A 13,445-nucleotide genomic window follows, 5' to 3' on the forward strand; every position below is an offset into this window, starting at 1 on the left:
GCGATAAACGGCCGTGATTCCTCGCTGTTTTTTATACAAAAATAGCGCAAATGTCCCTATAATTTTAAGTGGTCAAACAAAAATAAAGAAGACATATTGCGCTAATGTGCATCGTATATTAAACAGTAAATGGATTATAAGTATTTACTTATAAATTTAAGTCACGGGTCATCTCAACCATTTGCGTATAAATATCATAATAAATGTAATTCATTGCGATATTATGTGGCGTGACGACTTTGTCGTAATCTTCAGTCATCACGATAGCTCTAGGTGTAGAAAGATTAATAAAATGTATCAAATGGTCTGGAATATCATACGCTTTGGAAGGATTAGTAATCAATACAACTTCTTGATCTGCTTCAATCAAACGCTGTAAATCTTCATTTAAAGTAGATGTCATATGGGGACCAAATAGTAAGACACGGTCTGTACTATCTAACGCTTCAATTGAACTCAAGGTATCTAATGCGCGACTCGAGGTAAGATGTTCTTCACTATTTAAAATATAGGATTCAAACCATTTCAAATCGTCATAACCTTTTACGTATACATGGCCTTCGCCGCCGATAGCTTGGATTAAACACTGAGCAGCCATTTGAATCTCTAGTTCCTGTTGATCTAAACGATGAAATAGACCTGTTAATTGTGTTGCTAACATTTTAGACATAAAGTGCGCCTCCAATTTTTAAAGCATTGTGTTATATTTTAATGAATATAAATGCAAATATCAATACAGAAATATGATTGCGCTTACATTGTCTAAATGGTGAAATAAACGTATTTTATCGGGATTACTTATGCATTTCGTGTACAATTTTGCTATAATGTAAATACAAAATTTATGTGCAATATGCACTCAAGGAGGAACTTTCATGCCTTTAGTTTCAATGAAAGAAATGTTAATCGATGCAAAAGAGAATGGTTATGCGGTAGGACAATATAATCTTAATAACTTAGAGTTCACTCAAGCAATTTTACAAGCATCTCAAGAAGAAAATGCACCGGTAATTTTAGGTGTTTCTGAAGGAGCTGCACGTTACATGGGTGGTTTCTACACAATTGTTAAAATGGTAGAAGGTTTAATGCATGACTATGAAATCACAATTCCTGTAGCGATTCACTTAGACCACGGTTCCAGCTTCGAAAAATGTAAAGAAGCAATTGATGCTGGCTTTACATCAGTAATGATCGACGCTTCACATGAGCCATACGAAGACAACGTAAAAGTAACTTCAAAAGTGGTTGAATATGCACACGCACGTGGTGTATCTGTTGAAGCTGAATTAGGTACAGTGGGTGGACAAGAAGATGACGTTGTTGCTGAAGGTGTTATCTATGCAGACCCAATCGAATGCCAAAACTTAGTGAAAGATACAGGTATCGATACGTTAGCGCCTGCTTTAGGTTCAGTTCACGGACCATACAAAGGCTTACCTAATTTAGGTTTTAAAGAAATGGAAGAAATCGGTGCTTCTACAGGTTTACCATTAGTATTACATGGTGGTACAGGTATCCCAACTGAGGACATTAAAAAAGCAATTTCATTCGGTACTGCAAAAATCAATGTAAATACTGAAAACCAAATTGCTTCTGCTAAACGTGTAAGAGAAATATTAGATGCAGATAAAGAAGTATACGATCCACGTAAATATTTAGGACCTGCACGTGAAGTAATTAAAGAAACAGTTGTTGGTAAAATTAGAGAGTTTGGAACTTCTAACAAAGCGGACAACATTAAAGGCTAATTGTTAAATTTGAAAGTGTGCGTTAATGGGCTAAGACATGATGATGTCTTGGCTCTTTTTAAAATCAATACGAAACAGATAGTGAAAAAAATAAGCCTAATATGGTAGTTATTGATACAGGAAAAGCAAGGCTTGAGAAGCAGAGCATAAGCGGTATGAAATGGATTGAGTGTTTTGCATTTTGAAAATTTTTACATTATAATGCCTATATTATGATATTTTATGGAGAAATTGAGCAAGGGAAAAGGAGTTCAATCACATGGCGCAAGAAGTAATTAAAATTAAAGGCGGTCAAACACTGAAGGGAAAGGTAGAAATTAGTGGTGCTAAAAATAGTGCAGTTGCCATCATTCCGGCAACTTTAATGGCTGAAGAACCTGTATCTTTAGATGGTCTACCTAAAATCTCTGATGTGGAAACGTTAGTGAGCTTACTTGAAGATCTTAACATCAAAACTAAGTTAGATGAAACAACGTTACATGTAGATCCTACTGAGATTCAAAATGCTGCTTTACCTAATAATAAAGTAGAATCTTTAAGAGCTTCTTATTATATGATGGGCGCAATGCTCAGCCGTTTTAAAAAGTGTGTTATTGGACTTCCCGGGGGATGTCCATTAGGACCGAGACCAATTGATCAACATATTAAAGGATTTAAAGCTTTAGGAGCTAAAATCGATGAATCTAGCTCAACTTCTATGAAAATTGAAGCAGAGCGTTTAATTGGGGCAAACATTTATTTAGATATTGTAAGTGTAGGCGCAACGATTAATATTATGTTAGCTGCAACGCGTGCAGAAGGCCAAACGATTATTGAAAATGCAGCAAAAGAGCCAGAGGTTGTAGATGTCGCAAACTTTTTAAATAGTATGGGCGCTAAAGTAAGTGGTGCTGGTACAAGTTCCATTAAAATTGTAGGTGTGCCTCATTTACATGGAAGTCGCCATACCATTATTCCTGACCGTATTGAGGCAGGAACGTATATGTGTATTGCAGCAGCAAGCGGAGAACGTATAGTGATTGACAATATTATACCTAAACATGTAGAGCCGCTTACTGTGAAGTTAAAAGAACTAGGCGTTCATATTGATGTGGGCGACGATTACATGGTCGTTCAAAGTAATCACCCTTACCAAAGCGTAGACGTTAAAACATTAGTATATCCTGGTTTTGCGACGGACTTACAACAACCGATGACGCCATTACTATTTTTAGCTGAAGGGCCTAGTTTCGTAAAAGAAACCATTTACCCAGAGCGTTTTAAACATATCCCGGAATTACAAAAAATGAATGGTGCCATTGATGCAGATCTTGGTACAGCTACAGTTAAACCTTCTCGTCTTACAGGGGCCGAAGTGTACGCAAGTGATTTACGTGCAGGGGCATGTTTGATTATTGCAGGTTTAATTGCGGAAGGTGAAACAACAATATATAATGTCAAACATATTTATAGAGGCTACACAGATATTGTAAGTACATTGAAAAGTTTAGGTGCAAACATTTGGACAGAATCCGTTAATGCTTAATCTATAAAATATTGGACATACAAATATCGTTTAAGAGGTGAAAGCCATGGAAGTTTGTCCATATTTAGAAGAAACATTTAAAATTTTAGGGCGCAGTTGGAATGGATTGATTTTACATTATCTGTCAAATTGCCCAGAACATAAAGCACACTTTTCTCAGTTGAAAAGAGATTTAAAACCGATAACGAATCGTGCGTTATCTTTAAAGGTCACAGAACTTGTTGATTGGGGATTGATTACTAAACATGTCATTTCTGAAAATCCGCCTTCAGTATGTTATCATTTGACGCAAAAAGGCATAGATTTAGCGCGTGCATTAAAGCCTTTAGAAGATTGGGCGCATCATCATGTGACGTTAAAAAAAGACATGGAGACGAAATAATCGCATCTTAAAACGGTTTTAGTGCAAAATGAAAATAAATAAAGTTAGATAAGAGGTTCGGTTACACTACTGCTTCTAGCTACCATTAACCGGTGGTTTCAAGTATGTACGTCATAGCCAAACCTCTTATTTGTTTTAGGGTTTCGCTAATGAGTTTAAAAATAGTAGCATTTCAAAAGTTAAGTTACTAATGCGTTCTTCATGAAGTGTATTGCACGTGATTTCTCATACAATGACAAGCAAAATCAATGCAACGGAGATAGGTTGGGCGTATAGTTTAAGTATGTCCTTTTTAGGCAATACTTTATATAGAAAGCCAAAGTTCGATAAAGGAGTGTTTATGAATGAGAGACCAAATTAAGCAATATATTAATGGTGAGTGGGTTGAAAGTGCTAGCGGAGAAACGCTTGAAGTAATTAATCCTGCAACTGAGGAAGTTTTCGGTCATATTGCTAAAGGTAATAAAGAAGATGTAGATCAAGCAGTACAAGCTGCGCACGACGTCTATATAGAATTTAGAAATACGCCTGTAAAAGAACGCCAAGCTATGCTTGGTCGCATTGTCGATGAATATAAAAATCGTAAAGATGATTTAATTGAAGCGATGACACTTGAACTTGGAACACCTGTAACGAAGTCTGAAGAAATTCATTATCAAATGGGCCTTAACCATTTCCAAGAAGCGCATGATGCATTAGAAAACTTTGAATTTGAAGAGCAACGTGGCGATAGTTTAGTTGTTAAAGAAGCGATTGGTGTTGCCGGTTTAATTACGCCATGGAATTTTCCAACAAACCAAACGTCGCTTAAATTAGCGGCTGCTTTTGCTGCAGGGGCACCGGTGGTTTTAAAACCTTCTGAAGAAACGCCATTTGCTGCAATTATTTTAGCTGAAATATTCGAAGCTGCGGGCGTACCTAAAGGTGTATTCAATTTAGTTAACGGTGATGGCGAAGGTATTGGTAATCCGCTTAGTGAACATCCAGATGTGCGCATGATGTCATTTACTGGTTCAGGACGCACAGGTTCCAAAATTATGGAAAAAGCAAGTAAAGACTTTAAAAAAGTCTCTTTAGAATTAGGCGGCAAATCACCATATATCATTTTAGATGATGCTGACGTAGATGAAGCTGCAAAAGCTGCAGTAGGTAAAGTCGTAAACAATACGGGACAAGTTTGTACGGCAGGTACGCGTACGTTAATTCCGGAATCGATGAAAGATGAATTTTTACAAAAAGCAAAAGCGCACATGGAACAAGTAAAAGTTGGAGATCCACAACAAAAAGATACAGAGATGGGTCCAATTATTAATGAAAAACAATATAACCAAGTGCAAGATTATATTCAAAAAGGTTTAGATGAGGGAGCTGAACTTTACTATGGAGGTAAAGGACATCCTGAAGGTTTAGAAAAAGGGTATTTTGCAAAACCTACTATCTTTGCTAATGTGGATAATAAAATGACGATTGCACAAGAAGAAATCTTTGGGCCAGTCATGTCAGTAATTACGTATCGAGATTTAGAAGATGCGATTCGCATTGCGAATGATACAAAATACGGCTTAGCAGGTTACGTATACGGTCGCGACAAAGAAACGCTCAAAAAAGTTGCACGTTCAATTGAAGCTGGAACAGTAGAAATCAACGAAGCAGGTCGCACACCTGATTTACCATTCGGTGGCTATAAACAATCTGGTATCGGTCGCGAATGGGGCGATTACGGAATTGAAGAATTTTTAGAAGTGAAATCAATCGCAGGTTATTTTAAATAATTGTTTTGTCTAACCACGTGTTAAATGTTGTTGCAATATTTGTGAACAATATTTAACAACGTGGTTTATTTATGTTGTGATTTATAGCAAATTTTGTGTTTAAACATAAAATTTGCTATAGTATTGATGTTATCGTATCAAATATACTGCGATTCAAGAATTTATTATGAAATGAGTGTTAAATATGGCGACTAGGGAAAGAACGTCACCGCAATATGAGTCTTTTCATGAATTGTATAAAAATCACACTACAAAAGCTTTGACTGAAAAAGCGAAGTCTTTAAAGTTAACAAATTATAGTAAGTTGAATAAGAAAGAACTCGTTCTTGCCATAATGGAAGCACAAATGGAAAAAGACGGGAACTACTATATGGAGGGTATTTTAGATGATATCCAACAAGATGGCTACGGCTTTTTAAGAACGGTTAACTATTCTAAAGGTGAAAAAGATATTTATATATCTGCTTCTCAAATTAGGCGTTTTGAAATTAAATTGGGTGATAAAGTAACTGGAAAAGTAAGGCAACCCAAAGAAAACGAAAAATATTATGGATTATTACAAGTTGACTTTGTCAATGACCACAATGCTGAAGAAGTCAAAAAACGACCACATTTCCAAGCGTTAACACCTCTTTATCCCGAAGAACGTATCAAATTAGAAACAGACCCCGAAAAATACTCCACACGTGTCATGGATTTAGTGACGCCAATCGGATTAGGACAGCGTGGCTTAATCGTTGCTCCGCCTAAAGCGGGTAAAACCTCTTTACTCAAAGAAATTGCGAATGCGATTGTAAAAAACAAGCCGAATGCTAAATTATTTATCCTTCTCGTTGGGGAAAGACCCGAAGAAGTAACGGATATAGAACGTTCAGTAGAAGAAGCGGAAGTCGTCCACTCTACTTTTGATGAACACCCAAGACATCACGTTAAAGTAGCAGAACTGTTGTTAGAACGTGCGAAGCGCTTAGTTGAAATTGGGGAAGACGTAATAGTACTGATGGATTCCATTACACGTCTTGCACGTGCATATAACTTAGTAGTGCCACCTAGTGGCAGAACATTATCTGGTGGTTTAGATCCTGCCTCTTTACACGGTCCTAAAACTTTTTTTGGTGCTGCACGTAATATAGAAGCTGGTGGCAGTCTTACAATTTTAGCTACAGCACTTGTAGATACAGGTTCGCGTATGGACGATATGATTTACGAAGAATTTAAAGGTACTGGAAATATGGAGCTGCATTTAGATAGACGTTTATCAGAACGCCGTATTTTTCCAGCAATTGACATTACACGTAGTTCAACGCGAAAAGAAGAATTGCTCATTCCTAAAAATGAGCTTGAAAGTTTATGGCAATTACGCAATATGTTTTCAAATACGCCGGATTTCGCAGAGCGCTTTATCCGTAGATTAAAGAAAACGAAAACCAATGAAGCCTTTTTTGAAGAATTGAAAAAAAGTGCTATTGAAAGTACTAAAACAGGCAAGCCGATTATTTAATAAAAGAAATTGTGAAGTGGGGTTGCTTTTTAAAAATACAGCCCTTATAATGTACAAGTATTGGGTAAAACTCACAAATAACTCTGTTCCAGATGGTTCAGGGCAAAGGAGCTGAAAATAATGAAACAAGGCATTCATCCAGAATACCGTAAAGTAATCTTCTTAGACACTACAACAGATTTTAAATTCTTAAGTGGTTCTACGAAGTATTCAAGTGAAACAATGGAGTGGGAAGATGGTAACGAATATCCAGTTATTCGTTTAGATATTTCTTCTGATTCACACCCATTCTACACAGGACGTCAAAAATTTGCTGCTGCAGATGGTCGTGTGGAACGTTTCAACAAGAAATTCGGTCTCAAATCAAACAACTAATCATCGTATTAACGAGTTACAGTTCGAACTATGGACGAACTTTATTGCTGGCATCCTCTTAAATAGAGGGTGCTTTTTTAATGAAATCAACAAAACTACTTTCATAATATGATATAATGAAGCGATTATGTTTTGAAAAAGGTGGCAATAAAATGTACGAAGCGTATCATTCAGGTTGGATTGAATGCATCACCGGTAGTATGTTTAGCGGTAAATCAGAAGAATTGATTCGTCGCTTACGTCGCGGTGTTTATGCGAAACAAAAGGTTGTCGTATTTAAACCAACAATAGACGACCGATATCATAAAGAAAAAATCGTTTCTCATAATGGCAATGCGATAGAAGCCATTAATATTTCTAAAGCAAGCGAAATTTGGCAACATGATTTAAAAGGTGTGGATATTATTGGTATAGATGAAATCCAATTTTTTGATCGCACAATTGTCGATATTGTTCAGGAACTAGCTAGAAAAGGTTATCGTGTCATTACCGCTGGTCTTGATATGGACTTTAAAGGAGAACCCTTCGAACCTGTTCCGGAAATGTTAGCGATTAGTGAACATATTACAAAATTACAAGCGGTTTGTGCAGTATGTGGTGCCTCGTCAAGCCGTACACAACGATTAATAAATGGCAAACCTGCCAAAATAGATGATCCTATTATTATGGTAGGCGCTAACGAAAGTTATGAACCCCGTTGTCGTGCACACCATGTGATATTACCAAGTGATAACACTGAGGAGGAGAAAGAATAATGTTTGATCAATTAGATATCGTTGAAGAAAGATATGAGCAACTTAATGAATTGTTAAGCGATCCAGAAGTCGTTAGCGATTCAGACAAATTAAGAAAGTATTCTAAAGAACAATCAGAACTTCAAAAAACTGTAGAAGTTTATCGTCGATATAAACAAGTAAAAGAAGATTTGAACGATATTGATTTAATGCTTAACGAAACAACAGATGCTGATGAAATTGAGATGTTGAAAGAAGAAGCGTCAGAACTCAAATCACAAATACCTGAATTTGAAGATGAGTTGAAATTATTATTAATTCCTAAAGATCCAAATGATGACAAAGACGTTATTGTAGAAGTTCGTGCTGCAGCAGGTGGAGATGAAGCGGCTATTTTTGCGGGTGATTTATTTAGAATGTATTCTAAATATGCAGAAGCAAATCGTTTTAAAACAGAAATTGTAGAAGCGACAGAAAGTGACCATGGTGGATATAAAGAGATAAGCTTTTCAGTTTCTGGTGAAGGCGCATATAGTAAGCTGAAATTTGAAAATGGCGCGCACCGTGTTCAACGTGTTCCAGAAACAGAGTCAGGTGGGCGTATCCATACATCAACAGCAACAGTAGCAGTTTTACCTGAAGTAGAAGATGTTGAAATTGAAATTCGCAATGAAGATTTAAAAATCGACACGTACCGTTCAAGTGGTGCCGGCGGACAACACGTTAATACAACGGACTCTGCTGTACGTATTACACACTTACCAACAGGTGTTATTGCGACATCTTCTGAAAAGTCTCAAATTCAAAACCGTGAAAAAGCAATGAAAGTGTTAAAAGCACGTCTTTATGATATGAAAGTTCAAGAAGAACAACAAAAATATGCAGCGCAACGTAAATCGGCTGTAGGTACTGGAGATCGTTCAGAGCGTATTCGCACGTACAATTATCCACAAAGTCGAGTTACAGATCATCGTATTGGTTTAACATTACAAAAATTAGATCAAATTATGGAAGGTAAATTAGAAGAAGTTATTGATGCGCTAACGATGCACGAGCAAACTGAAAAACTCAAAGAGCTTAACAATGGTGAAATTTAATCAATGGATTCGAAACGCGCAAGACAAACTTCGCGAGAAAGCGTATGATGCTTCTCAAGTTGAATGGCTTGTTACGGATATACTAGGGTGGTCACGCACAGCTTATTTTGTTCATCAACAAGATGAGATGACAGAAGACATGGAAATGCGGTTGAATCAAGGATTGACGCGTTTGCTCGAAGGAGAGCCAGTGCAATATGTAGTTGGTTCTGCAACTTTTCTAGGTAGACCATTTACTGTGAACGAGCATGTACTGATTCCTAGACCTGAAACAGAAGAAGTAGTGATGTGCTTGATGAAGCAACTCCCTAATGAAGGGTACATCGCTGATATTGGGACGGGAAGCGGTGTGATTGCGATCACGATAAAATCTGAATATCCACAATTAAATGTTATCGCATCTGATATTTCTGAAGAAGCTTTAAGTGTGGCGAAATCTAACGCAGTGCGCAATCATGTTAATGTTGACTTCTTAAAAGGAGATACATTGCATCCTTATATAGAACGTGGGGTTAAATTAGATGGCTTAATTTCAAATCCGCCTTACATCGATGTGTCTGAAGCTACGCTCATGAGTTATAGTACATTAACTTATGAGCCACATATGGCTTTGTTTGCTGATGAAAATGGACTGAAAATTTACCGTGCAATACTCGAACAACTGCCGAAAGTGATGAATGAGCATGCGCCAATTGTGTTTGAAACCGGCTATCAACAAGGTGAAAAATTGAAAACGCTCATTACAGCAATGTATGCACATCTCGATCCGGTGGTTTACGCTGATATTAATGGGCATGATAGAATCGTCACTTTTAAATGGGAAACTAAATAACATGTCGCTAAAAGTTATGCATTTTATTAGGGTGCATAACTTTTTGTTATGAAGTAAAATAAAATGAAGAAAGAGGTGTTATCTCGTGTTAAACACAAAAATATGGGATGTTCGTGATTATACTTATCGCCTAAAAGATTATCCTCACTTTGAAGAAATTATTCAAATGTACCAAGAAGGAAAACGAATCGTTTTGCCTACAGAAACTGTATACGGTTTGGGTGGGAGTGCGTTAAATGAACAAACTGTAAAAGGAATATATGAAGCTAAAGGTAGACCGTCGGATAATCCATTAATTATCCACATTTACGATACGCAACAGTTGGATAATTTTGTGACGTCTATTTCAGAAACAACGTTAAAATTAATGGAAGCTTTTTGGCCAGGACCAATTACATTTATTTTACCTTTAAAAAAGGGATACCTTTGTGAACGAGTGACGGGCGGATTGAATTCTGTTGCAGTACGGATGCCAAGTCATCCAGTAGCGCGTTATATTTTAAAAACAGCAAAAATCCCAATTGCTGCACCGAGTGCAAATTTAAGTGGTCGACCATCACCAACTACATTTGAACATACGTATGAAGATTTAAATGGGCGAGTGGACGGCATTATTCACTCAACGCCAAGTGATGCAGGTTTAGAAAGTACGGTGATTGATTGTACCTCTTTCCCATATCGTATTGCGCGTCCCGGGACAATTACACGTCAAATGTTAAATGAAATATTACCGAATTCGATAGATGATACCGTGATTGATATGACAGAAAAACCAATCGCACCCGGAATGAAATATAAACACTATGCACCCGATACGCCTCTAGTGCTGATTGAACATATAGGAAACGACATTCGTGAGGATGCTCATGACAATTGGAACGAAGTTGCTTTTATCATACCTGAAAGCCTTTCAAAATATATTCCGAAAGCAGCCAAAACGATAATTTTGAGCCGGGATGAATTTGATATTCCAAATGCCAATAAAAACTTATATGCTGCATTACATCAATTAGACGAATTGGCTGAAATTAAGCGTGCTTATATGTACAGCTATCCTGTGAATGGGGATACAGAAGCATTACGCAATCGAATGACGAAAGCAGCTAATCATCAAGTGGTAAAGGACGAATTGCTATGAGAATCATTTTTGTATGTACCGGAAATACCTGTCGAAGTCCTATGGCAGAAAGCATCGCTTTGGCATTACTACCACACCATCAAATTGAATCGAGAGGGCTTATGGCACACGATGGTGATGATGTATCGTCTCACACATTAGCAGTTTTAACGGCGCATCAATATCCCACACCTACGAATGCCAAAAGGTTTCAAGAAGAAGATGCTAGTGCGGATTTAATTTTAACGATGACTAGAGAACATAAGCATGTAATAGAACAAATTTATAAATGTAATGGTAATGTGTTCACTTTAAAAGAATTTTTAAATCAGGATACAGATATTCCTGATCCATTTGGAGGCACATATGACATGTATCTCACGCTTTTTCATCAACTTGAAAAGGATATTTTTAAACTTAAAGAACAAATTGATTGAAAATCAGTTATATAATCAGTATAAGTTCACAAGAAAATACGTTATAATATAAGGCATATAGCACGTTTCTATGTTCTTTGGATAATTGCTTTTGTATTCATACATAGTCCTAGGAGGTTTTGTGAATGGAAGGTTTAAAACAATTATTGGAAGAGCTCAAGTCTCAATCGTTTTTTGTGGATGAAGAAATCTGTGTTATTGGTTGCTCCACATCAGAAGTGTTAGGCGACAAAATTGGTACAACTGGCTCCTTAGATATAGCGAAAGAAATTTTTGAAGCACTCGTAGATATTTCAAAAGAAACGGGTGTTTCATTTGCATATCAAGGTTGTGAACATATCAATCGTGCACTTACGATTGAGCGCAAAGCCTTTAATCTATACTTGATGGAACAAGTGGATGTTGTACCAGATGTGCATGCAGGGGGTGCGCTGGCAACATACGCTTATCGTCATCTTGAGGAACCGCTTGTAGTGGAGCATATCAGAGCAAATAAAGGGATTGATATTGGGCAAACATTAATTGGCATGCACCTCAAACATGTCGCTGTACCTGTACGTACGTCGGCGGATAAAATAGGCGAGGCGATTGTAACAGTGGCAACGACAAGACCTAAAAAAATAGGTGGGGAACGTGCAAAGTATCAACTTTAAAAAAGGAAAAGAGGGAATCCGTTTTATGTCATTTATTTCAAAGCAAGACAAAGCCGTTGCTGATGCAATTGAGAAAGAATTTAATCGTCAAAATAATAATATCGAATTAATTGCGTCAGAAAATTTTGTATCTGAAGCAGTAATGGAAGTACAAGGTTCAGTGATGACGAACAAATATGCTGAAGGCTATCCAAGTCGTCGTTATTACGGTGGATGTGAATTTGTAGACGTTACTGAACAACTTGCAATCGATCGTGCAAAAGAATTGTTTAAAGCAGAACACGTTAATGTTCAACCACATTCTGGCTCGCAAGCAAATATGGCAGTATACCTCGTAGCTTTAGATCATGGTGATACAGTGCTAGGTATGAATTTAAGTCATGGCGGTCATTTAACGCACGGTTCACCGGTGAACTTCAGTGGTAAGTTTTACAATTTTGTGGAATATCAAGTGACAAAAGATGAAGAGCGCATTGATTATGAAGAAATTCGTCGCTTAGCTAAAGAAAATAAGCCTAAATTAATTGTAGCGGGTGCTTCAGCGTATTCTCGTGAAATTGATTTCAAAAAATTCAAAGAAATCGCTGATGAAGTTGGCGCAAAATTAATGGTAGATATGGCACATATCGCAGGCTTAGTAGCTGCAGGCTTACATCAAAACCCCGTTGAAGTGGCTGATTTTGTAACGACAACAACGCATAAAACATTACGTGGCCCACGCGGTGGAATGATTTTATGTAAAGAAAAATATAAAAAAGAAATAGATAAAACAATTTTCCCTGGTATTCAAGGCGGCCCATTAGAGCATGTTATTGCAGCAAAAGCAGTTGCGTTTGGTGAAGCATTACAACCAGAATTTAAAACTTACCAAGCTCAAGTCATTAAAAATGCTAAAATGCTAGCGACAACATTACAAGAAAATGGTTTCCGTATAGTTTCTGGTGGCACAGACAATCATCTTGTATCTGTCGATGTAAAAGGTTCAGTAGGCATTACAGGTAAAGATGCAGAAGAAGCGCTTGATAGCATTGGTATTACATGTAATAAAAATACAATTCCATTCGATCAAGAAAAGCCATTCGTAACGAGCGGTATCCGTTTAGGAACACCTGCTGCAACAACACGTGGTTTCGACGAAGCAGCATTTAAAGAAGTTGCTCACATTATGAGTGATGTGCTTAAAAATCACCAAGATAGCAAGGTTTTAGAACATGCGAAAAAACGCGTTAAAACATTAACTGAAAAATTCCCATTATACAATAAATAAAATAT

At 37.0% G+C, this 13,445-nt stretch carries 14 protein-coding genes; 13 read left to right on the plus strand and 1 reads right to left on the minus strand.

Annotated elements, in window-relative coordinates; translation table 11 throughout:
- Nucleotides 1–148: 148 nt before the first annotated feature.
- A complete protein-coding gene (locus LN051_RS03155; protein WP_229293152.1) occupies nucleotides 149–670 on the minus strand; it encodes a DUF2529 family protein in 522 nt (173 codons plus the stop codon).
- 205 nt (nucleotides 671–875) lie between these two features.
- Between LN051_RS03155 and fdaB the strand changes: the two genes are divergently transcribed.
- From fdaB to glyA, 13 genes are all read left to right on the plus strand, one after another.
- The gene (fdaB, locus tag LN051_RS03160; protein ID WP_229293153.1) at nucleotides 876–1,748 is read left to right on the plus strand and encodes a class IIb fructose-bisphosphate aldolase FdaB; all 873 of its coding nucleotides are present in this window, start codon (nucleotides 876–878) and stop codon (nucleotides 1,746–1,748) included.
- Between the two features lie 259 nt (nucleotides 1,749–2,007).
- Entirely contained in the window at nucleotides 2,008–3,273 is a 1,266-nt protein-coding gene (locus LN051_RS03165) for a UDP-N-acetylglucosamine 1-carboxyvinyltransferase (protein WP_229293154.1), read from the plus strand.
- A gap of 46 nt (nucleotides 3,274–3,319) precedes the next feature.
- Nucleotides 3,320–3,655, plus strand: coding sequence for a winged helix-turn-helix transcriptional regulator (locus LN051_RS03170; protein WP_229293155.1), 336 nt, complete (start codon nucleotides 3,320–3,322; stop codon nucleotides 3,653–3,655).
- Between the two features lie 344 nt (nucleotides 3,656–3,999).
- Complete coding sequence (locus tag LN051_RS03175; RefSeq protein ID WP_229293156.1) at nucleotides 4,000–5,427, plus strand: aldehyde dehydrogenase family protein; 1,428 nt, start codon at nucleotides 4,000–4,002, stop codon at nucleotides 5,425–5,427.
- A 184-nt stretch (nucleotides 5,428–5,611) separates the two neighbouring features.
- A complete protein-coding gene (gene rho / locus LN051_RS03180) occupies nucleotides 5,612–6,928 on the plus strand; it encodes a transcription termination factor Rho (protein WP_229293157.1) in 1,317 nt (438 codons plus the stop codon).
- Nucleotides 6,929–7,048: 120 nt separating this feature from the next.
- Nucleotides 7,049–7,303: a type B 50S ribosomal protein L31 gene (locus tag LN051_RS03185; RefSeq protein ID WP_229293158.1), complete on the plus strand. Its 255-nt coding sequence runs from the start codon at nucleotides 7,049–7,051 to the stop codon at nucleotides 7,301–7,303.
- 152 nt (nucleotides 7,304–7,455) lie between these two features.
- Nucleotides 7,456–8,058, plus strand: a complete 603-nt coding sequence (locus LN051_RS03190; RefSeq protein ID WP_229293608.1) for a thymidine kinase — start codon at nucleotides 7,456–7,458, stop codon at nucleotides 8,056–8,058.
- Complete coding sequence (gene prfA, locus LN051_RS03195) at nucleotides 8,058–9,134, plus strand: peptide chain release factor 1 (protein ID WP_229293159.1); 1,077 nt, start codon at nucleotides 8,058–8,060, stop codon at nucleotides 9,132–9,134. The genes LN051_RS03190 and prfA overlap by 1 nt, the downstream gene beginning before the upstream one ends.
- Nucleotides 9,121–9,966, plus strand: coding sequence for a peptide chain release factor N(5)-glutamine methyltransferase (gene prmC / locus LN051_RS03200; RefSeq protein WP_229293160.1), 846 nt, complete (start codon nucleotides 9,121–9,123; stop codon nucleotides 9,964–9,966). Before prfA ends, prmC begins: the two co-directional genes overlap by 14 nt.
- An 85-nt stretch (nucleotides 9,967–10,051) precedes the next feature.
- Nucleotides 10,052–11,104, plus strand: a complete 1,053-nt coding sequence (locus tag LN051_RS03205) for an L-threonylcarbamoyladenylate synthase (protein ID WP_229293161.1) — start codon at nucleotides 10,052–10,054, stop codon at nucleotides 11,102–11,104.
- Complete coding sequence (locus tag LN051_RS03210; protein WP_274704572.1) at nucleotides 11,101–11,520, plus strand: low molecular weight protein arginine phosphatase; 420 nt, start codon at nucleotides 11,101–11,103, stop codon at nucleotides 11,518–11,520. The genes LN051_RS03205 and LN051_RS03210 overlap by 4 nt, the downstream gene beginning before the upstream one ends.
- A gap of 125 nt (nucleotides 11,521–11,645) precedes the next feature.
- A complete protein-coding gene (locus LN051_RS03215; RefSeq protein ID WP_229293163.1) occupies nucleotides 11,646–12,173 on the plus strand; it encodes a TIGR01440 family protein in 528 nt (175 codons plus the stop codon).
- 25 nt (nucleotides 12,174–12,198) lie between these two features.
- Nucleotides 12,199–13,440, plus strand: a complete 1,242-nt coding sequence (gene glyA, locus LN051_RS03220) for a serine hydroxymethyltransferase (RefSeq protein WP_229293609.1) — start codon at nucleotides 12,199–12,201, stop codon at nucleotides 13,438–13,440.
- The last annotated feature ends 5 nt before the right edge of the window (nucleotides 13,441–13,445 follow it).

This window comes from Staphylococcus ratti (assembly GCF_020883535.1).
GTDB classification, from domain to species: Bacteria; Bacillota; Bacilli; order Staphylococcales; family Staphylococcaceae; genus Staphylococcus; species Staphylococcus ratti.